We start from the raw sequence: 18,915 nt of genomic DNA, 5'->3' as shown, positions 1-18,915 counted from the left end.
TGGGTGGGGGAGAGCTCAAAGGGTTAAAGATAGGCTCACCCCTGCAAATGGAATGTAGAAAATATCAGGGCGCGACGGGCGTAAGATAATCCAGCCGCAGCGGCCCGGCAAGCAGGCTATCCATCTGCGCAATAAAATCCTGGAAGTGAGGCAGGGCGATATGCGCGTCCAGCGCTTCCTGATTGCGCCAGGATTCGCGCATATAGAACGTATCCGGCGCATCGCGCAGCTGAAACAGGGCGTAATCGAGGTTGCCTGGCTCCTGACGCGTCGGCAGCAGCAGCGCCTGCAGGGCCTGGCGCAGCGCGTCGCTGTGGCCCGGTTTCGCCGTCAGCACCGCGATAAATGAAATCGCCTCGCCGCTCATCTTAAAAACCCTCCAGCACGATTTTGCCCACCGAGCGCCCGGTTTCCAGCTGCGCGTGCGCTTTTTGCAGATTGGCGGCGGTGATGGCGCCGTAGTGCTCGCCGAGGGTGGTCTTAATGGTGTTGTCGTCTATCAGCGCCGCCACGCGGGTCAGCAGCTGATGCTGGGCGATCATGTCCGGCGTCGCGAACATCGAGCGGGTAAACATAAATTCCCAGTGCAGGGAGATGCTTTTCGCCTTCAGCGGCACCACGTCGAGGGTTTCCGGGTCGTCAATGAGCGCCAGCTTGCCCTGCGGTGCGAGAGCGGCGATCAGCTGCGGATAGTGCTGGTCGGTATTGGTCAGGCTGGCGACGTGGGTCACCGCTTTGACGCCAATCCGCGCCAGCTCTTCGGCGAGCGGTTTGCTGTGATCGATAACATGATGCGCGCCCGCTTCCCGTACCCATTTCTGGCTTTCCGGACGCGAGGCGGTGCCAATGACCGTCATACCGGTGAGCTTGCTGGCGAGCTGGGTCAGTATCGAACCGACGCCGCCCGCCGCGCCGACGATCAGCAGCGTGTCGCCCGCGTTGCCGCCTTCCTCTACGCCAAGACGGTGGAACAGCAGCTCCCAGGCGGTAATGGCGGTGAGCGGCAGCGCGGCGGCGGCGGCATTATCCAGAGAACGCGGTTTGCGGGCGACGATGCGCTCATCCACTAACTGAAACTCGCTGTTGCTGCCAGGACGGCCCAGCGCGCCGGCGTACCACACTTCATCTCCCGCGGCGAACAGCGTCACCGCGCTGCCGACGGCTTTCACCACGCCCACCGCGTCCCAGCCCAGCACGCGCGGGGTATCGGCGTTAAACCCGGCGCGGACTTTGGTATCCACCGGGTTGACGGAAATAGCCTTCACTTCAACCAGCAGGTCATGTCCCTCGGCAACCGGCTGCGGCAGCTCGATGTCGGTTAAAAAAGGAATATTGCTGCCTTCTGCCGCCGCGCGGGTAATGGCGATCGCTTTCATACACTCTCCGGTTTTGAATAAGGTTCATCGTTTGAATGTATTGAGGATAGACCGCGGCACGCGGGGGAAAAATGGCCCGACGGCGATAACAGTTATATTGAAAAAGTGAAAATCAGCGGACGCGATAAAAATCGAGCATCACGCCGTCCTGCGTGCGGCCGCCGGAACAGATAAACAGCGAGGTTGTGAGCCAGCGCAGCGCAGGCACATCCACTTCAAAAGTCGGTACGGTAAGAAAATAGATATCTTCCGGCGGAATATCGCTAAAAAAGCGCATATCGTCGCCGAAAAGACGCTCTATGTACTCTTCGGGTAGGCGGCGAATGCCGTTGTTTTCGATGTATACGGTGCCTTCTTCCACGTGTAATGCATAGCGGGCGGAGAGGCGGCAGGTGCCGTCAGGTTCGACGATCTGGCTGTCGACGCCGCCGGGTAAGACGTGGCCGTTAAGCTCACCGCGTACGGTTCCGCTGAGGATTGGGATCAGCTGACGTTTCCCGCTCTGCGGGCTGCGGGAGACGATGACCGGTTTGTCTACCTGAATGGTGATAGAGAAGCTGTGTTCGAGTTCGGGTGTCATCATTGGTCTCCTTTCTAAGCCACGTTATCCCGTTAGTGTAAGGATTTAAAGATGAAGGGAATAACGCAAACATTGGATGGAAATGATTGGCTGGGGAGATGAAAGTGAACAAAAAACGGCCGCGATCGCGGCATTATTTGGCGTATTCTGCTGACATAATGCTTTCACACGGACGCGAGGAATAAAGATGAATACGCTATTTCTGATTGGCCCCGGCGGGGTGGGAAAAAGCACGGTTGGAGCGCTGCTGGCGCAGGCGATGAGCTACCGGTTTATCGATCTCGATAGCGAATTTTGCGAGCAGATTTTAAATATTCGCCAATATATTCAGCGCGATGGATACGAGCGCTATGTGCGTGAGAACGCCGCGCTATGCTCTCGCCTGCTGGCGGAGAATCCGCATGAAAAGCGATAGCCAACGGCAAGGATGACTTGCAGGCTGTAGTGAAGCCGGTTGCGGCTTACCTGGCGACGACCTTCCTGTTGAACTTGTAAGTAAGACTTACAGGTTGCGTTTTGATCAAGTTCTTCTTCTTCATAGATCGCTTTAATGTGCTGTGTAACTGCCTGGGGAGTGATCTGATAAAGATTTGCGATGGATGCCTGAGGGAGACAAAGCGTATCGCTTTCAAAGCGGCATTCTACGCGTACTTTCCCATCACCGCTGGCAAACATAACGAATTCACCTATTGGGGGCGAAGTTAAATGTTCATTTGCCATATAGCCTCCGGGTTAACCTGCTTTGGTTCGCATAGTATGTCAGAAGAGCATAAATTTCATTAGACGGACGATTAACCCGGCGTCATTTGGGAGCGGCTATCCAGAAGGCGAACATGTCCGGGCGTCAGACGAGATGAAGCGTGTTGTTGACGCTTTTAAAGGATTGCTGAATTTGCAGTAGCTCCGCTTTAAGCATTTCTTCCTTATCGCTCTGCGGCAGCAGCACAATACAGCCATCCATTACCTTAACCGTGAAGCGCTTTCCGGTATCGAACCCCGCTGCGCGTAACCACTTGCCGGAAAGGGTGAGACTTACGAGCTGGTTTAAAGAGCTGGCGAGAAGCGCTAAAAGCGAAAGGTATTGAACCGAAAGGCTGATTTTCTGGATAAGTTCACATGGATAAAAATGATTGAACTGGCGGAAGATCACAGGAGTTGAACCTGCCCGGGACCGCTGGCGGCCCCAACTGGATTTGAAGTCCAGCCACCTCACCGGAGATGACGATCTTCCGCGCCTCGATTGCTACATGGAGGCGGGGCGCATTATAGCTACTTTCCTGCATTAACCACATACCCAAACGCACTTTTTTACTGTTAAAACTGGACTTTACAGAACCTTCTTAAACAATTCCTTGCAAAATCCGTGGCTTACACTTTTATACACTCTTTCAGGCTACCGGGATCACATAAAACAAGAAACGTAATTTGATTATGAGATATCGCAATTCATCTTACTGCGCGGATGGGTTACAAAGCATGTAACCGGTACCAACCCGCGGCAGCGCTGAGAGAAGAGTGTGCGATGAAAGATCATATTTTGTCCGTCAAAGAGAAGATTGGCTACGGCATGGGCGATGCCGCAAGCCATATCATTTTTGATAACGTCATGTTGTATATGATGTTTTTCTATACCGATATCTTTGGTATTCCTGCAGGCTATGTCGGTACCATGTTCCTGCTGGCCCGCGCGCTGGATGCGATATCCGACCCCTGCATGGGGCTGCTGGCCGACCGTACCCGCAGCCGCTGGGGAAAATTCCGCCCGTGGATCCTGTTCGGCGCGATTCCGTTCGGCCTCGTCTGCGTGCTGGCCTACAGCTCGCCGGACCTGAGTCATAACGGCAAGCTGATTTACGCCGCGGTCACCTACACGCTGCTGACCCTGCTCTACACCGTGGTCAACATCCCGTACTGCGCGCTGGGCGGGGTCATCACCGACAACCCAACGCAGCGTATCTCCCTGCAGTCCTGGCGCTTTGTGCTGGCGACGGCGGGCGGCATGCTCTCCACCGTCCTGATGATGCCGCTGGTGAACTTTATCGGCGGCGAAGACAAAGCCTTTGGCTTTCAGGGCGGCATCGCGGTGCTGTCGGCGATCGCTTTCCTGATGCTGGCGTTTTGCTTCTTCACCACCAAAGAGCGCGTCGAAGCGCCGCCGAGCTCTACCTCAATGCGGGAAGACCTGCGCGATATCTGGCGCAACGATCAGTGGCGTGTCGTTGGTCTGCTGACCATCCTCAACATCCTCGCGGTCTGCGTTCGCGGCGGCGCGATGATGTATTACACCACCTGGATCATGGGGTCCGCGGGTCTGTTCACCGCCTTCCTCACCACCTACTGCGTCGGCAACCTGATTGGCTCGGCGCTGGCGAAGCCGCTCACCGACTGGAAATGCAAAGTCAGCGTCTTCTGGTGGACTAACGCCCTGCTGGCGGCGCTGAGCGTAGTGATGTTCTTCGTGCCGATGGACGCCGAAATCACCATGTTCGCCTTTATCTTCGTGATTGGCGTGCTGCACCAGCTGGTGACGCCGATTCAGTGGGTGATGATGTCCGACACCGTCGACTACGGCGAATGGTGTAACGGCAAACGCCTGACCGGTATCAGCTTTGCGGGCACCCTGTTCGTGCTCAAGCTGGGCCTGGCGCTGGGCGGCGCGCTGATTGGCTGGATGCTGGCGGGCGGCGGTTACGATGCCGCGGCCAAAACCCAGAACAGCGCCACTATCACCATCATCATCTCATTGTTCACCCTCGCTCCGGCGGTCTGTTATCTGCTGAGCGCGGTTATCGCGAAACGCTACTACACCCTGAAAACCCCGTTCCTGAAAAAGATGATGGCGGAGCTGGCTCAGGGCGCGCGCCGCAACGAACACGACTTCACTTCAGCGCCGACAGGCAAAGAATTGCAAAACTAAGAGGAAGCTATTCATGAAAATCAGTGATGGAAACTGGCTTATTCAACCAGGGCTCAATCTGATCCAACCCGTACAGGTGTACGAGGTTGAGCAACAGGGCAACGACATGGTGGTCTACGTCGCGTCGCGCGAAGTGCGCGAGCGTGCCGCCCAGCTGGACGTTCCGCTCTTTACCGTGCGCTTCTTCTCTCCGCAGGAAGGGGTGATCGGCGTACGCATGGAGCACTTCCAGGGCGCGCTGAACAACGGCCCACACTATCCGCTGAACGTGCTGAAAGACGTCAAGGTGGAGATTAACAACGGCGCTGAGTATGCCGAGCTGAAGAGCGGCAATTTGACCGCGCGCGTCACGAAAGGCGACTTCTGGTCGCTGGATTTCCTGCGCGACGGCGTGCGGATTACCGGTAGCCAGCTGAAAAACGATGGCTACGTGCAGGATACGAAAACGCATCGTAACTATATGTTTGAGCGCCTGGATCTCGGCGTCGGCGACACCGTTTACGGCCTCGGCGAGCGCTTTACCGCGCTGGTGCGCAACGGCCAGACGGTCGACACCTGGAACGAAGACGGCGGCACCAGCACCGAACAGTCGTACAAAAATATCCCGTTCTATCTGACCAACCGCGGCTACGGCGTGCTGGTGAATCATCCTGAGCGCGTCTCTTTCGAAATCGGCTCCGAGAAAGTCTCTAAGGTGCAGTTCAGCGTCGAAGGTGAATACCTGGAGTACTTCGTTATCGACGGCCCGACCCCGAAAGAGGTGCTGAACCGCTATACCCGGTTTACCGGGCGTCCGGCACTGCCGCCGGCCTGGTCTTTCGGCCTGTGGCTGACCACCTCGTTCACTACCAACTACGATGAAGCGACGGTTAACAGCTTTATCGATGGCATGGCGGAGCGCAACCTGCCGCTGCACGTGTTCCACTTTGACTGCTTCTGGATGAAGGCTTTCCAGTGGTGCGATTTTGAATGGGATCCGGTGACCTTCCCTGACCCGGAAGGCATGATTAAGCGCCTGAAAGAGAAAGGGCTGAAGGTCTGCGTGTGGATTAACCCCTATATCGGCCAGCGTTCGCCGGTGTTTAAAGAGCTGCAGGAGAAAGGCTATCTGCTGAAACGCCCGGACGGTTCGCTGTGGCAGTGGGATAAATGGCAGCCGGGCCTGGCGATTTATGACTTCACTAATCCGCAAGCCTGCCAGTGGTATGCCGACAAGCTGAAAGGCCTGATAGCGATGGGCGTTGACTGCTTCAAGACCGACTTCGGCGAGCGTATCCCGACCGACGTGCAGTGGTTTGATGGTTCCGATCCGCAAAAAATGCACAACCACTACGCCTTCATCTATAACGAGCTGGTGTGGAACGTACTGAAAGAGACCGTCGGCGAGAAAGAAGCGGTGCTGTTCGCGCGCTCCGCCTCGGTGGGCGCACAGCAGTTCCCGGTGCACTGGGGCGGCGACTGCTACGCCAACTATGAATCGATGGCGGAAAGCCTGCGCGGCGGCCTGTCGATCGGCATGTCCGGCTTTGGGTTCTGGAGCCACGATATCGGCGGCTTCGAAAACACCGCGCCCGCCCACGTCTACAAGCGCTGGTGCGCCTTCGGCCTGCTGTCGAGCCACAGCCGTCTGCACGGCAGCAAATCCTATCGCGTGCCGTGGGCCTACGATGACGAGTCCTGCGATGTGGTGCGCCACTTCACGCAGCTGAAATGCCGCATGATGCCGTATCTGTACCGTCAGGCGGCGCTGGCCAATGAGTTCGGTACGCCGATGCTGCGTTCGATGATGCTGGAGTTCCCGCACGACCCGGCCTGCGACTATCTGGATCGGCAGTACATGCTGGGGGATTCCGTGCTGGTGGCGCCGGTGTTTAGCGAAGCGGGAGACGTCCAGTTCTGGCTGCCGGAAGGCCGCTGGACCCATCTGTGGCATAACGATGAAGCGCAGGGTAGCCGCTGGCATAAGCAGAATCACGATGTGCTGAGCCTGCCGGTGTACGTGCGTGACAACACTCTGCTGGCGCTGGGAAACAATGATCAGAAGCCAGACTACGCGTGGAACGAAGGTACCGCCTTCCAGCTGTTTAGCCTCGACGATGGTCGCGAAGCCGTCTGTCAGGTGCCGGCCGCGGACGGGTCGGTGGTCTTTACCCTGACGGCGAAACGCCAGGGCAACGTCATCACCGTCAGCGGTGACGGCGAGGCCAGCGGCTGGACGCTGTGCCTGCGCAACATCCAGCAGGTGGCGGGCGTGCAGGGCGGCGCTCAGGCGGGTAGCGAGCTGGGCGTGGTGGTGACCGCGCAGGGCAATGCGTTGACGATTACGCTGTAAGCGCTTTGTAGCCCGGACAAGGCGCGTCAAGCGCCGCCTCCGGGGAAGGTGCCAAACCTGATGCATCAGCGCTGCTGCTTCCCGGCTCGCGCTGCGCTTAGTCGGGCTACAGGTTTCCAGCCGTCTGCACGCCGTAGCCCGGACAAGGCGCGTCAAGCGCCGCCTCCGGGGAAGGTGCCAAACCTGATGCATCAGCGCAGCTGCTTCCCGGCTCGCGCTGTGCTTAGCCGGGCTACAGGTTTCCAGCCGTCTGCACGCCGATAGCCCGGACAAGGCGCGTCAAGCGCCGCCTCCGGGAAGAAGGTGCCGAACCTGCTGCATCAGCGCTGCGGCTTCCCGGTTAGCGCTGCGCTTAGCCGGGCTACAGGTTTCCAGCCGTCTGCACGCCGTAGCCCGGACAAGGCGCGTCAAGCGCCGCCTCCGGGGAAGGTGCCGAACCTGATGCATCAGCGCAGCTGCTTCCCGGCTCGCGCTGCGCTTAGCCGGGCTACCTGTTTCCAGCCGTCTGCACGCCGTAGCCCGGACAAGGCGCGTCAAGCGCCGCCTCCGGGAATGCTGTCAGGCTAAAGGCGGTTAACCATTCCCGGGTATATTCTTATGATGAATTGAGATCGCTATCACGTATATTTCTTCCTGAAATGTGATCTGAATTATAATTATTCCTTAATCCCTCTCTTCGTTTTATTTCTGTCCGGATGTCTGGACAAAATTTAGTATTGTTGTTTACGCCTCTGCTACTTATATTTATCCTCAATGATTTATGTAGCGCTCGCGTGGTATCGCGCTGGCCTCCAGACATTAATCTGGTATGCAATAAGGGTAAATAATGCAAATGATTACCTCACGACAGAACAGATTATTGAAATTTCTCCTGCCCCGCAGAGAATACGTTACGCTGCTGAAAATTGCTGAATATTTAAATGTGTCAGAAAAAACGGTTCAGCGTGATTTACGCTTTTTAGAACAGTGGTTATCTGAGTGGAAAATGACTATCGACAAACGCTCAGGTACCGGCGTGATGCTGATCGCTGATAATGTCACGGATCTGCTGCAATTAGACCAATTACTTAGTAACGAGGGGGAGGACAGCGATGTCATGATGAATAACTCCCGGCGCGTGAAAATTGCTTCGCAGCTCTTAAGTGAGACTCCGCGGGAGACATCAATTAATAAGCTCTCTGAGCGTTATTTTATCAGTAGTGCATCTATCGTTAATGATCTGAAAATTATTGAGTCATGGATTGCTCCGCTCGGCTTAACGCTGATTCGTAGCCAGAGCGGGACGCATATTGAAGGCAGCGAAAACAGCGTCCGCCAGGCGATGGCGTCGTTAATTAATGGAGTGATTAATCATAATGAGCCCGGCTGTATTATCCATTCCCGGCTGGACTCAGGAAGCTATAAAGCGCTGGTGCATTATTTTGGTGAGGATGACGTTTTATTTGTTCAGTCATTATTACAGGAAATGGAGCGCAAGCTGTGCTGGTCATTAGGCGAACCGTATTATGTGAATATTTTTACCCATATCCTCATTATGATGTATCGCATTACCCGTGGGAATGCCTTACCGCGGCGTGAGCAGGGGCAGCAGATTTTTGATGAGACGATATTTAGCGTTGCTCAGAATATGCTGCGAAAAATTGAACACCGTATTGACCATTCGCTGCCGGAAGATGAAGTCTGGTTTATTTATCAGTACATCATCTCCTCTGGCGTTGTGGTGGAAGAGCGAGATGATGTCAGCATGGTGCGCTATATGCATTCTAGCGATGAGGCCCGACAAATTACCGATCGTCTGATTAGCGCTTTTTCCACCATGATTGATCTCGATTTAACCGCCGATCGCGCGTTATACGATGGTCTGCTCATTCATATCAAGCCGCTCATTAACCGCCTTAATTTTCGGATTTATATTCGTAACCCTCTGCTTGAGGATATCAAGGGCGAGCTGACGGACGTGTGGCCGCTCACCCAGCGGGCGGTCAATCAGGTTTTTAGCCGCTGGGGCGAGCGTGCGGTTTCCGACGACGAGATTGGCTATCTCACCGTTCATTTCCAGGCGGCGATGGAAAGACAGGTCGCCAGCAAGCGAGTTCTGCTGGTTTGTTCTACCGGAATCGGCACATCTCACCTGTTGAAAAGTAGAGTGTTGAGAGCGTTTCCTGACTGGACCATCGTCGGTGTGGTTTCGGCAAGCAGCCTGCATACCCTTCAGCCGCAGGACAAGATTGAACTGGTTATTTCGACGATCAATCTGCCGGAAATAGCTTTGCCGGTAGTCTATGTTAGCGCATTTTTTAATGATGCCGATATCCGACGGGTTACGGAAAAAATCGTTACCGACAAATTACATCGTGCGGCAATATCTGCTGTAGATAATGAAGTTTTATATCCATGAGGTAAAGAATATGGACATAACCAGGATTTTAAACACCAAACGCGTTTTGTTAGATATGCACGCTACGAATAAAGCGGAAGCCATCGAGGAGTTAACCGACTTATTACAAAAAGACGGGGCGATAAGCTGTCGAGAAACCTTTATTCAGGATGTCTGGCAGCGTGAGTCGGAAGGCTCAACGGGGTTTGAAAATCATATTGCGATCCCGCATGGAAAGTCGTCCGCCGTTGTTAATACCACCCTTGCCATTGGTCGCACCCGGCAGGATATCGCCTGGGAAACGCTGGACGGCAGCCAGGTACGCTGCATTATTTTATTTGCCGTTCGTCTGGAAGATCAAAATACCACCCATATTCGCCTGTTGTCCCAGGTCGCCGGAGCGCTGGCGGATGATGACATTATTGAACAACTGCTCAAAGAAACCAGTCCGCAGAGGATTATTGATCTGTTTAACCAATATGCCGAGTCGGACATTTACTAACAATAACTAGCGGAGTCCGAGATGAATATTGTCTGTGTTGCTGCCTGTACCGCAGGTATTGCTCATACTTATATTGCACGTGAGAAGCTGATTAAAGGCGCGAAAGCGCTGGGCCACAATGTCAAAGTCGAAACCCAGGGAACCATTGGTACTGAAAATGAACTGGCGGCGGAAGATATTGACGCTGCGGATGTCGTTATTCTTGCCATTGATGTGAAAATTAAAGGCGAAGAGCGTTTTAAAAATAAACGGATTGTCAGAGTAAAAACGGAAGTCGTGATTAAGTCGCCGATTCAGTTTATCGAAAAGGTCGAAAAATCCTTAGCGAATGCCTGATCCTTAATCTGGAGGGATCTACCATGAGTGAGAATAAAATTCCCGTCTCACAGGAAATTAAGAAGCATTTATTAACCGGTATTTCATGGATGATACCGCTGATCGTCGCCGCCGGGATCTGTATCGCGCTGGGACAAGTCCTTGGCGGGACGAACGTTGGCGAGAAAACCGGCACCATTCCGTGGATGTTAAACCAAATCGGCGGCTGGGGAATGGGGCTGATTGTGCCCTTGATCTGCGCCGCTATCGCTTACTCCATTGCCGATCGTCCTGGATTCGCTCCGGGTTTGATCGTGGGTTTTGTCTGCGGGCAAATTCATACCGGTTTTATTGGCGGCATGCTGGGCGGCTTCCTCGTGGGCTACACGGTACTGGCGCTAAAACACTATATTCGGCTGCCGAAGTCGATGCAGGGGCTGATGCCGATTATGGTGCTGCCGGTATTAAGCACCATCATTAGCGGTTTGCTGATGATGACCCTGATCGGCAAGCCCATTGCCTGGCTGCAGGACGCGCTGATTCACCTGCTGGAGTCGATGCAGGGCGGCTCGCGTTTCCTGCTGGGCGCCATCCTTGGCGCTATGGCGACCTTCGACTTCGGCGGTCCGGTGAATAAAACCATGTCGCTGTTTGCCGATGGTCTGCTGGTCAGCGGCGTTTACGGCCCGGAAGCGGTGAAGTTTGTGGGTTCGATAATCCCGCCGTTCGGTATCACCCTCTCGTTCCTGCTGACCCGCCATAAATATACCCGTGCTGAACGCGAAGCCCTGAAGGCCGCGTTCCCGATGGGGATCTGCATGATCACCGAAGGGGTGATCCCCATCGCCGCCCGCGATCTGCTGCGCGTCGTGGGATCCTGCGTGGTGGCGTCAGCGGTGGCCGGTGGCCTGATCATGACCTGGGGCGTGGAGAGTCCGGTGCCGCACGGTGGAATGTTTGTGGTGCCGCTCTTTACGCATCCCCTGCTGTTCTGCCTCTCTCTGGCGATTGGCACCGTGATTTGCGGTGTGATGCTCTCGCTGTGGAAAAAGCCGGTAACCGAGCGCGATGAAGAGTTTGATGAGCTGAACGACCAAAAGGTCAAAGACGACGAAATCACCTTTACCCTCGAATAAACGGAGGCCCTATGTTTGCCGATATGAAAAGTATGGTGATCAAAGCCTGGCGTGAACGGTATGCCCTGCTGGCGATTAACTGCATGAACCTGGAAAGCGCACGCGCGGCGGTGCGCGTGGCGGAAAAACATCGCGCGCCGATTATTCTCAACCTGTATCAGGGGCATCTGTCGCACTTTCCGGCGACGACGGCGGCGGCGGTAGTCAGGGTACTAGCGGAGGAAGCGAGCGTACCCGTGACGTTAAGTCTCGATCACGGCAAAGAGCCGATAAAAATACGTCAGGCTTTCCGCGCCGGATTTAGCGGGTTAATGATCGATGCTTCGGCGTTCGCGCTGGCGGAGAACATCCGCCAGACCCGAGAGGTCGCTGAACTGGCCGCCAGCGTTGGGCTGTGCGTGGAGGGCGAACTGGGGCACCTGGCGGATGCGCCGCGCTACGACCAGGCCAGCAATGCCGATTTAATGACCCAGCCGCAGGACGTCCCTCCCTTTATCGAACAGACCGGGATTGATCTGCTGGCGGTCTCCGTGGGAACCGCCCACGGTATGTACGCCCCCGGCGTAAAACCGAAGCTCGATTTCGACCGCCTGGCGCAGATACAGCGCGCGTCATCCGTGCCGCTGGCGCTGCACGGCGGGAGCGGTACGCCGTTCGAGCAGCTGCAACGTTGCCCGGAATTCGGGGTCGCAAAAATCAACGTTGGGGCGGCGGTATTTGAAGCGGGGAAAGCGGCGCTGCTGCACACCCTGTGCCACGACAGCACCATTGAGCTGGCCGATGCGCTATCGGTGATGGAGCAGGCCAGCGCTGACGCCATCGTTCCCTATTTACACGCATCCGGCTCAATCAACAAAGCCTGATTAAATCTCAGTAAGGCCTTCCATGCCGGCGCCCGTATGCCCTGGCAGGGCTTACCACACCCTGAAACTGGAGAATAACGATGTTAGTTTCAATGCACGAATTACTTAAACCCACCCGTGAACATGGTTTTGCTATCGGCGCATTTAACGTGGCGGATAGCTGTTTTATTCGCGCCGTGGTGGAAGAGGCGGAAGCGACAAATACGCCGGCGATTATTTCCATTCACCCCAGCGAGCACGATTTTGTTGGCGACGCGTTTTTTAGCTACGTGCGGGATATCACCCAGCGCAGCCGCGTGCCTTTCACCCTGCATCTGGATCATGGCGCCTCGGTGGAACATGTTCTGCGCGCCATTCAGTGTGGCTTCACCTCGGTCATGATCGATGGTTCGCTGCTGCCTTATGAAGAAAACGTGGCCCTGACCCGCGAAGTGGTGCGGCTGGCGCACGCGGTGGGGGTGTCGGTCGAAGGTGAGCTGGGGACCATCGGCCAGACCGGAACCTCTGTGGAAGGCGGCGTGTCAGAAGTCACCTATACCGACCCGGCGCAGGCGGAAGATTTCGTCGCCCGTACCGGCGTGGATACGCTGGCGGTAGCGATTGGCACCGCGCACGGTATCTATCCGAAGGGGATGCAGCCGGAGCTGCAGATGCACATTCTGCGCGATATCGCCGGGCGTCTGTCGATTCCGCTGGTGCTGCACGGCGGCTCGGCTAATCCGGATGCGGAAATTGCGGAATCCGTTACGCTTGGCGTCGGCAAAATCAATATTTCCAGCGATATGAAATATGCCTATTTCCAGAAAGTGCGCGAAATTCTGACAAAAGAGACATGGTGGGATCCGAATGTCATTTATCCGGAACCGATTAACGCCGCGCGGAAGGTGATTCGCCACAAAATGAAGCTCTTTGGCTCTACCGGCAAGGCCAGCCTGTACTAATCCCCCGGCGGGGCGGGGAAACCTGCCTCGCTATGAATAAGGAGGCCGGTATGAAGTATTTGGGGCTGGATATTGGCGGGAGCAAAATCGCCGCCGTAGTGATGGATGAACAAGGCCATGAATGGAAGCGTTTTCGCGTTGAAACGCGAAAACAGACCCGGCAGCAGTTTATCGCAACGCTGGTGGCGTTAATCACCACGATTGGGGATGAGCTGGCTCAGCCTTTGGCTATCGGTATCGCCCTGCCGGGGAGTATCTCCCCGCAGACCAGCAAGATCCGCAATGCCAATATTCAGGTCATCAACGGCTGCCGCTTACAGGATGAGCTTGAGCAGCGCCTGGGCCAGCCGGTTGTGCTGGCGAACGATGGCAACTGTTTCGCCTTATCAGAAGCTTGCGATGGCGCAGGTGCCGATTATTCGCTGGTATTTGGCATGACGCTGGGGACCGGATGCGGGGGTGGTATTGCGCTTAATCGCCAGATTTTCCCCGGCGCGTCAGGGATTGCGGCGGAGTGCGGGCATATCACGCTGCCGGGATATCAGGAGGTCAACGATGGGCCGCCCGAGCGCTGCTACTGCGGAAAATATAACTGCGTCGAGTCCTTTATTTCCGGCACCGGGCTGAGCGCGCGCTATCGTTTGATGACCCGGCAGGCGCTCAGCAGTCAGGCTATTATCGCCCGGGCGCTGGAGGGCGAGCATGCCGCCTGCGAGCAGGTGCTGCGCTTTCGCCAGCAGCTGGCGCGGACGCTGGCGACGGTGGTGAATCTTATCGATCCCGGCGTGATTGTTCTCGGCGGCGGTCTGTCTAACGTAGCGCTGCTGGTGAACGACCTGGAGGCGGATGTCGCCCCGCTGGTGTTTACCGACCATTTCACCACCCCCATCGTGCCTGCCCGACATGGTGACAGTAGCGGCATGCGCGGCGCAGCCTGGCTGGCCGTCCGCAGCGGAGTCGAAAATGAAACGTTCACAGATTAACTACGCGATTGATAAAGCGCATGCTATCGCCGAGTCCTTTCGCATTTGCTTACCCGAGTTTGCCTGCTTTACCGCCGATATCTGGGTGAAAAAGCGGACTGAAGAGTGGCGAGAAGTTTGGGATCTACAGCTTGGCTGGGATATTACCGATTTTGGCAGCGGCCGTTTTCAGGAAACCGGACTGACGCTGTTGACCCTGCGTAACGGCGCGCCGGGCGATTCGCGCTATCCCAAGCCCTACGCCGAGAAGATGTTGCAGATTCAGCAGGATCAGCAAACCCCCTGGCATTTTCATTATCACAAAATGGAAGATATTCTGAACCGCGGCGGCGGCCGGCTCTGTCTGCAGCTGGCATGGGCGACAGAAGATGAACGGCTGGATATGCAGCGCAGCGTGAGCGTCGAGGTTGATGGCCGCCAGCGCACGCTGAAACCGGGAGAAACCCTGGTTCTTAACCCCGGGGAGGGCGTTTGCCTGCCGCCCACGCTGTACCACCGTTTTTGGGCTGAAAACGCGCTGGTGATGGGCTGGGAAATTTCGATGGTGAACGATGATAAGCGCGACAACCGTTTTCTGGAAGATAGCGGCCGCTTCCCGATGATTCAGGAAGATGAACCGAAAAAATGGTTATTGTGCAGTGAGTACGGGCGCTGAAAAGAGATAGACGTTGTCGAATCCACCACCCTCCTTACCGGAGGGTTTTTTTATTCCATTTTGTCTAAAAAAGTAACGTTCATTTCATTCTGGTGATTGATGCCACAGACGCCAGCGCCGCCGGGTGATAGCGTAGTTTAGCGCTGAGAGGAGCCCGGTATGGATTTAGAAAACATCTTTCGTGACGTTAAGCTAAGCAAAACGGAAATGACCGTGCTGCGTTTTATTCAGAACGATCCTGAGCAATGCGTTCGCGAAGGGATCCGCGCCGTGGCGGAGCACTGTTATAGCAATCCCTCTTCGCTGGTACGCCTGGCGAAAAAGCTGAAATTCAGCGGCTGGCTGGAGCTGGTCTATTTTATTAAATTCAATATTACTATGCCCAAACTCGATGTGACCAACGACATCGATTATATGAGCATTCAGCCGGTGGAGCGGATAACGCCGTTGCTGGAAAGCCTGCAACATCACCGCATTTTGATTCACGGCAGCGGCTTTTCGCAGCTGATCGCCCAGTATATTTATAATAAATTTTTGGTGACCGGGGTGAATGCCAGCCTGGCGCTGTGGCCGGATTACGAAATCCTCGAGCAGAAGAACGCCGCCAAATTTGATTCGATCTGGATTATTTCCAAATCCGGACGCAGCAGTTCGGCGCTGAACTGGGTGAAGGCGCTGGAAGGAAAGGAGATTAACCTGGTCTGCTTTACCGGCGATTATCAAAGCCCGCTGGCGCAGGCGGCGGATACGGCGTTTATCATCCATGATCCGCAGAAGTTCGATGATGATATTTACTGGAGTAACCCCTTTTTTGGCTACTGCATACTCGGCTTTGAGCGGCTGCTGAAGATGTGGTTTATGCAGACGGGGATCCCCGGAGGCGGCGCCTGAGGGCCTGTCCGGGCTATCGGCTGCGATCCGGTAGCCCGGATAAGGCGTTAGCCGCCATCCGGGGGATTTCACCGGGCGTTTATTGCCAGTCGGCGAACTGCTTATCGTCGAGATAGGCTTCAACCAGCGTTTTTGCCAGCGAATAAGAGCCTACCAGCGGATGCGCCATCAGCGCCCGTACCGCCAGCGATTTATCGCGCTGCAGAATGGCCGCCACCGCCAGCCGCTCATACTCTTTCACGCTGGCGATCATGTTTTTCTGCGCCGTCGGCACATGCTTCGGCGTCACCGGCTTCAGGCCCTCTTTGCTCAGGTCGCAGCTGATCTCAATCACATCATCCGGGCGCAGGAAGTCCAGCGTGCCGTTGTTGGGCATCGATACCACGATGCGCTTGGTGGTGGTGCTGTTCACTGCCTCCAGAATATCCAGCGCCACGCCCGCGTAGCCGCCGGTATCCGGCTCCTCGATAAATTGCTTTAAGGTCAACGGCTCGCGGGTATGGAATTTTTCCTGCTGCGACTCGTTCTGCATATAGCTATTTTCCCGGCGCAGATAGTGCTTCATCCAGATGGTAAACGCCGCTTCCGGGTTGGCTTTGACATCAACGGTCAGCAGCGCTTCGCGCATATCGTGATTGATGCGCGCAATTTGCTCGCCGCGGGTTTCCGGCGCGTTCTGAATCGCTTTCAAAGCCACTTCGCGATAGTAGTAGTAGTAAAGATATTCATTAAGCAGCTGCTTATCGCATAGCTGAACCAGCTCCGGCGAAAAGTACTGCATCGCCGTCTTGCGATACAGGTCCGGGCTGGCGATCAGGCGCTCGGTGACATCCTCGCCGCGCACGGTGAAATGGGTAAACCAGGAGAAGTGGTTCAGCCCGTAGCACTCGACGCCGAGATCGCGCTCGTCGCAGCCGAGGATCTCGGGCAGCTCGCGAATCAGCTCCGACGGGGCATCGCAGATGCCGTACACCCGACGCTTAAAGCCGGATTTGATAATCGCCTCGGTGACCAGCCCTGACGGGTTGGTGAAGTTAAACAGAATGGCATCTTCGGCGGCGTGCTCTTCAATCAGGCGGCAGTAGTGAAGAATCGCCGGAATGGAACGCATCGCCATGGCGAAACCGCCCGCGCCGGTGGTCTCCTGGCCCAGCGTGTTGTGCGCCAGGGCGATACGCTCGTCGCGGATCCGGCTCTCATCGCCGCCCACCCGCAGGGTGGTTATCACATAGTGGCTATTTTTTAGCGCCGGCACCGGGTCGCTGGTTACGCTGAAATGAATATCCGGGCGAATGGCATTAAACACATAGCGGGCGATCTCGCCGAATATTGTCAGATTCTCCGCGGAGCTGTCGAGAAAGACCACTTCCGTTAAACCAATGCGATGCGCGTTATATGCCAGAGATTTCGCCAGAAACGCAGAGCGAACGCCGCCCCCGCCTAATACGGTTAATTTCATAAATCACTCCCAATTAATTTTCTGCTAGCCAGCTATCAACCCGGGAACGAACCTGTCCCACTTTGACGCCGTAAATAACCTGAACTTCATTTCGATTTCGTACTACGCCATTTGCGCCGGTGCTTTTTAATATCGTATCGTCAACCAGATCCATATTATGAATAGCGACGCGCAGGCGGGTGAAACAGTTATCGACGGAAATAATGTTCTCTTTACCACCCAGACCATTAATAATCTCGTTGGTCACCGACTGCGGTTCGCCCATTTTTTTTCGGTAATCAGCTTTGCTATATAACTTCACATTTTCATCGTCTTCACGACCCGGCGTTTTAAGATTCAACTTAACGACCAGCGTGCGGAAGATAACGTAGTAAACGGCGAACTGACCAATCCCGATAAGCACGTAGCCGGGCCAGCGCGTCAGGGAGACCGGCAGCGGCAGGTTGTAAATCAGGAACTCAATCAGCCCGGAAGCGCCCCAGGGACGCACGGTGAAGATGTCGCAAATCGCCTGCGAGGCCGCGGTTAAGGTGGCGTGGATCACCCACAGCAGCGGCGAAACGAACAGGAAGGTAAACTCAATCGGCTCGGTGATGCCGGTGAGCATGGAGGTGATAATGGCCGGCAGCAGAATCGCTTTGGCCATCATTTTTTTCTCCGGTTTCGCCGTGTGGTAGAACGCCAGCGAGGCGCCGGCCAGGCCGAAGATAGTGGTCATCCCCTGCTGCGAGAAGCGCAGCGCCTCGTTCATCACCGGGGTTAAATCCGGGTGGCGCATATAGGCGAGGAAAATCGCCTGGGTGCCGGAGACGACCTGGCCGTCGACGTTCAGCGTACCGCCGATTTGCGTGAGCTGGAACGGCGACCAGACGAAGTGGTGCAGGCCGGTGGGGATGAGGAATTTTTCAAAGAAGCCATAGACGAAGACCCCCGCCACGCCGGCATTTTTCATAAAGCCGGTCAGCGCCGCGATGCCGTGGGTCATAAACGGCCAGATCCAGGTAAAGGCGATGGCGTAGAAAATGACGACCGGGGTCATCGCCACCAGCGTCAGCTTGGCTCCGCCGTACATGGAGAGCGCGCCGGGAAGTTCAATCGTCGAGACTTTGTTATGCACCCAGGCGATGGTGCAGCCGAGAATAATCCCGAGGAAGACCCCCATATCGACTACCACAAACCCCAGCAGCTGAGTCTGCCCGGTACCGTAATATTCGCCGTTAATTTTTTCCGCGAGTCCGTGGGTATGTTCCAGCCACGAGTGGTTAGCGCCAAGAAACATGATAAAACACATTACCGACACCAGCGCCACTTCGGTTTTTTTATCTTTTGCCAGGCCATAGCTGATACCGACGCAAAAGAGTAATCCCAGATTGCCAAATAATGGCCAGAAGGTATCGCCGAGGAGCTGTCCGAGCTGGTGTAAAAAACTGGTCTCCGAAATTAATGTTGGGTTAGTTAAGACTGAACTGAGTGCCAAAATTAAGCCGATGACCGGCAAGAACAATACTGCACCGATCATTGCTCTGGAGAATTTTTGCATATTCTCCAGAATACGTTGACGTATTACAGACATGGTCGTTCCTTTATT

19 protein-coding genes, 1 tRNA gene and 1 pseudogene are annotated in these 18,915 nt (G+C 55.5%); 13 read left to right on the top strand and 8 right to left on the bottom strand.

Annotation, left to right across the window (positions count from 1 at the left end; translation table 11 throughout):
• Window positions 1–64: 64 nt before the first annotated feature.
• From CDA56_RS00720 to CDA56_RS00710, 3 genes are all read right to left on the bottom strand, one after another.
• A complete protein-coding gene (locus CDA56_RS00720; RefSeq protein ID WP_064357607.1) occupies window positions 65–367 on the bottom strand; it encodes a putative quinol monooxygenase in 303 nt (100 codons plus the stop codon).
• A gap of 1 nt (window position 368) precedes the next feature.
• The gene (locus tag CDA56_RS00715; protein ID WP_048262771.1) at window positions 369–1,376 is read right to left on the bottom strand and encodes a zinc-binding alcohol dehydrogenase family protein; all 1,008 of its coding nucleotides are present in this window, start codon (window positions 1,374–1,376) and stop codon (window positions 369–371) included.
• Window positions 1,377–1,488: 112 nt separating this feature from the next.
• Window positions 1,489–1,956: a DUF3237 domain-containing protein gene (locus CDA56_RS00710; RefSeq protein WP_103814446.1), complete on the bottom strand. Its 468-nt coding sequence runs from the start codon at window positions 1,954–1,956 to the stop codon at window positions 1,489–1,491.
• A 187-nt stretch (window positions 1,957–2,143) separates the two neighbouring features.
• Here CDA56_RS00710 and CDA56_RS00705 point away from each other — a divergent pair, with 187 nt between their 5' ends.
• Window positions 2,144–2,371 carry a shikimate kinase gene (locus CDA56_RS00705; RefSeq protein ID WP_224262165.1) on the top strand — a complete coding sequence of 76 codons (228 nt, stop codon included), beginning with the start codon at window positions 2,144–2,146 and terminating at the stop codon, window positions 2,369–2,371.
• On the opposite strand, the pseudogene CDA56_RS00700 reads toward CDA56_RS00705, so the two are convergent.
• The 3 genes and pseudogenes from CDA56_RS00700 to CDA56_RS00690 all read right to left on the bottom strand — a co-directional run.
• A pseudogene (locus CDA56_RS00700) lies at window positions 2,365–2,676 on the bottom strand (virulence RhuM family protein); the annotation flags it as partial. The gene CDA56_RS00705 and the pseudogene CDA56_RS00700 overlap by 7 nt on opposite strands.
• A 124-nt stretch (window positions 2,677–2,800) precedes the next feature.
• Window positions 2,801–3,106: a SymE family type I addiction module toxin gene (locus CDA56_RS31175; protein WP_224243645.1), complete on the bottom strand. Its 306-nt coding sequence runs from the start codon at window positions 3,104–3,106 to the stop codon at window positions 2,801–2,803.
• A tRNA-Sec gene (locus tag CDA56_RS00690) sits at window positions 3,093–3,187 on the bottom strand. Before CDA56_RS00690 ends, CDA56_RS31175 begins: the two co-directional genes overlap by 14 nt.
• Window positions 3,188–3,478: 291 nt before the next feature.
• Between CDA56_RS00690 and CDA56_RS00685 the strand changes: the two genes are divergently transcribed.
• The 12 genes from CDA56_RS00685 (at window position 3,479) to CDA56_RS00635 (ending at window position 15,868) form a co-directional block, all read left to right on the top strand.
• Window positions 3,479–4,873, top strand: coding sequence for a glycoside-pentoside-hexuronide family transporter (locus CDA56_RS00685; protein ID WP_025107606.1), 1,395 nt, complete (start codon window positions 3,479–3,481; stop codon window positions 4,871–4,873).
• 13 nt (window positions 4,874–4,886) lie between these two features.
• The gene (gene yicI / locus CDA56_RS00680) at window positions 4,887–7,205 is read left to right on the top strand and encodes an alpha-xylosidase (protein WP_103814449.1); all 2,319 of its coding nucleotides are present in this window, start codon (window positions 4,887–4,889) and stop codon (window positions 7,203–7,205) included.
• A gap of 303 nt (window positions 7,206–7,508) precedes the next feature.
• Window positions 7,509–7,772, top strand: a complete 264-nt coding sequence (locus tag CDA56_RS30610) for a hypothetical protein (RefSeq protein ID WP_133163263.1) — start codon at window positions 7,509–7,511, stop codon at window positions 7,770–7,772.
• Between the two features lie 259 nt (window positions 7,773–8,031).
• A complete protein-coding gene (locus CDA56_RS00675; RefSeq protein ID WP_032751857.1) occupies window positions 8,032–9,603 on the top strand; it encodes a BglG family transcription antiterminator in 1,572 nt (523 codons plus the stop codon).
• Between the two features lie 10 nt (window positions 9,604–9,613).
• On the top strand, window positions 9,614–10,084 hold the full coding sequence (locus CDA56_RS00670; protein WP_004126743.1) for a PTS sugar transporter subunit IIA: 471 nt from the start codon (window positions 9,614–9,616) through the stop codon (window positions 10,082–10,084).
• Between the two features lie 21 nt (window positions 10,085–10,105).
• Window positions 10,106–10,420 carry a PTS fructose transporter subunit IIB gene (locus tag CDA56_RS00665; protein WP_004126741.1) on the top strand — a complete coding sequence of 105 codons (315 nt, stop codon included), beginning with the start codon at window positions 10,106–10,108 and terminating at the stop codon, window positions 10,418–10,420.
• 23 nt (window positions 10,421–10,443) lie between these two features.
• Window positions 10,444–11,535, top strand: coding sequence for a PTS fructose transporter subunit IIC (locus CDA56_RS00660; protein ID WP_064406000.1), 1,092 nt, complete (start codon window positions 10,444–10,446; stop codon window positions 11,533–11,535).
• A gap of 11 nt (window positions 11,536–11,546) precedes the next feature.
• Complete coding sequence (locus CDA56_RS00655; RefSeq protein WP_025107611.1) at window positions 11,547–12,398, top strand: class II fructose-bisphosphate aldolase; 852 nt, start codon at window positions 11,547–11,549, stop codon at window positions 12,396–12,398.
• An 80-nt stretch (window positions 12,399–12,478) separates the two neighbouring features.
• Window positions 12,479–13,339 carry a ketose-bisphosphate aldolase gene (locus CDA56_RS00650; RefSeq protein WP_004855534.1) on the top strand — a complete coding sequence of 287 codons (861 nt, stop codon included), beginning with the start codon at window positions 12,479–12,481 and terminating at the stop codon, window positions 13,337–13,339.
• A 50-nt stretch (window positions 13,340–13,389) separates the two neighbouring features.
• Window positions 13,390–14,322 (top strand): ROK family protein, encoded by a 933-nt coding sequence (locus CDA56_RS00645; protein WP_064405997.1) that lies wholly within the window; start codon window positions 13,390–13,392, stop codon window positions 14,320–14,322.
• Window positions 14,303–14,977, top strand: a complete 675-nt coding sequence (locus CDA56_RS00640) for a D-lyxose/D-mannose family sugar isomerase (RefSeq protein ID WP_102804063.1) — start codon at window positions 14,303–14,305, stop codon at window positions 14,975–14,977. The genes CDA56_RS00645 and CDA56_RS00640 overlap by 20 nt, the downstream gene beginning before the upstream one ends.
• Window positions 14,978–15,136: 159 nt before the next feature.
• Window positions 15,137–15,868, top strand: coding sequence for a MurR/RpiR family transcriptional regulator (locus CDA56_RS00635; protein WP_014227266.1), 732 nt, complete (start codon window positions 15,137–15,139; stop codon window positions 15,866–15,868).
• A 79-nt stretch (window positions 15,869–15,947) separates the two neighbouring features.
• On the opposite strand, the gene CDA56_RS00630 is transcribed toward CDA56_RS00635, so the two are convergent.
• Both CDA56_RS00630 and CDA56_RS00625 read right to left on the bottom strand, forming a co-directional pair.
• Window positions 15,948–17,327, bottom strand: a complete 1,380-nt coding sequence (locus tag CDA56_RS00630) for a family 4 glycosyl hydrolase (RefSeq protein ID WP_014227265.1) — start codon at window positions 17,325–17,327, stop codon at window positions 15,948–15,950.
• Between the two features lie 13 nt (window positions 17,328–17,340).
• Window positions 17,341–18,900 carry a PTS transporter subunit EIIC gene (locus tag CDA56_RS00625; RefSeq protein ID WP_004855529.1) on the bottom strand — a complete coding sequence of 520 codons (1,560 nt, stop codon included), beginning with the start codon at window positions 18,898–18,900 and terminating at the stop codon, window positions 17,341–17,343.
• Window positions 18,901–18,915 lie beyond the last annotated feature (15 nt).

The organism is Klebsiella michiganensis (genome assembly GCF_002925905.1).
Taxonomy (GTDB): Bacteria; Pseudomonadota; Gammaproteobacteria; order Enterobacterales; family Enterobacteriaceae; genus Klebsiella; species Klebsiella michiganensis.
This window is presented reverse-complemented; position numbering and strand designations above follow the sequence as displayed.

What these genes read in the sequence shown, in the direction of transcription:
- CDA56_RS00675 (WP_032751857.1), top strand. Translation starts at nt 8,032, where the DNA reads ATGCAAATGATTACCTCACGACAGAACAGATTATTGAAATTTCTCCTG.
- CDA56_RS00655 (WP_025107611.1), top strand. Translation starts at nt 11,547, where the DNA reads ATGTTTGCCGATATGAAAAGTATGGTGATCAAAGCCTGGCGTGAACGG.
- CDA56_RS00645 (WP_064405997.1), top strand. Translation starts at nt 13,390, where the DNA reads ATGAAGTATTTGGGGCTGGATATTGGCGGGAGCAAAATCGCCGCCGTA.
- CDA56_RS00720 (WP_064357607.1), bottom strand. Translation starts at nt 367, where the DNA reads ATGAGCGGCGAGGCGATTTCATTTATCGCGGTGCTGACGGCGAAACCG.
- yicI (WP_103814449.1), top strand. Translation starts at nt 4,887, where the DNA reads ATGAAAATCAGTGATGGAAACTGGCTTATTCAACCAGGGCTCAATCTG.
- CDA56_RS00640 (WP_102804063.1), top strand. Translation starts at nt 14,303, where the DNA reads ATGAAACGTTCACAGATTAACTACGCGATTGATAAAGCGCATGCTATC.
- CDA56_RS00625 (WP_004855529.1), bottom strand. Translation starts at nt 18,900, where the DNA reads ATGTCTGTAATACGTCAACGTATTCTGGAGAATATGCAAAAATTCTCC.
- CDA56_RS00665 (WP_004126741.1), top strand. Translation starts at nt 10,106, where the DNA reads ATGAATATTGTCTGTGTTGCTGCCTGTACCGCAGGTATTGCTCATACT.
- CDA56_RS00710 (WP_103814446.1), bottom strand. Translation starts at nt 1,956, where the DNA reads ATGACACCCGAACTCGAACACAGCTTCTCTATCACCATTCAGGTAGAC.
- CDA56_RS00705 (WP_224262165.1), top strand. Translation starts at nt 2,144, where the DNA reads ATGAATACGCTATTTCTGATTGGCCCCGGCGGGGTGGGAAAAAGCACG.
- CDA56_RS00635 (WP_014227266.1), top strand. Translation starts at nt 15,137, where the DNA reads ATGGATTTAGAAAACATCTTTCGTGACGTTAAGCTAAGCAAAACGGAA.
- CDA56_RS00660 (WP_064406000.1), top strand. Translation starts at nt 10,444, where the DNA reads ATGAGTGAGAATAAAATTCCCGTCTCACAGGAAATTAAGAAGCATTTA.
- CDA56_RS00670 (WP_004126743.1), top strand. Translation starts at nt 9,614, where the DNA reads ATGGACATAACCAGGATTTTAAACACCAAACGCGTTTTGTTAGATATG.
- CDA56_RS00685 (WP_025107606.1), top strand. Translation starts at nt 3,479, where the DNA reads ATGAAAGATCATATTTTGTCCGTCAAAGAGAAGATTGGCTACGGCATG.
- CDA56_RS00630 (WP_014227265.1), bottom strand. Translation starts at nt 17,327, where the DNA reads ATGAAATTAACCGTATTAGGCGGGGGCGGCGTTCGCTCTGCGTTTCTG.
- CDA56_RS00650 (WP_004855534.1), top strand. Translation starts at nt 12,479, where the DNA reads ATGTTAGTTTCAATGCACGAATTACTTAAACCCACCCGTGAACATGGT.
- CDA56_RS00715 (WP_048262771.1), bottom strand. Translation starts at nt 1,376, where the DNA reads ATGAAAGCGATCGCCATTACCCGCGCGGCGGCAGAAGGCAGCAATATT.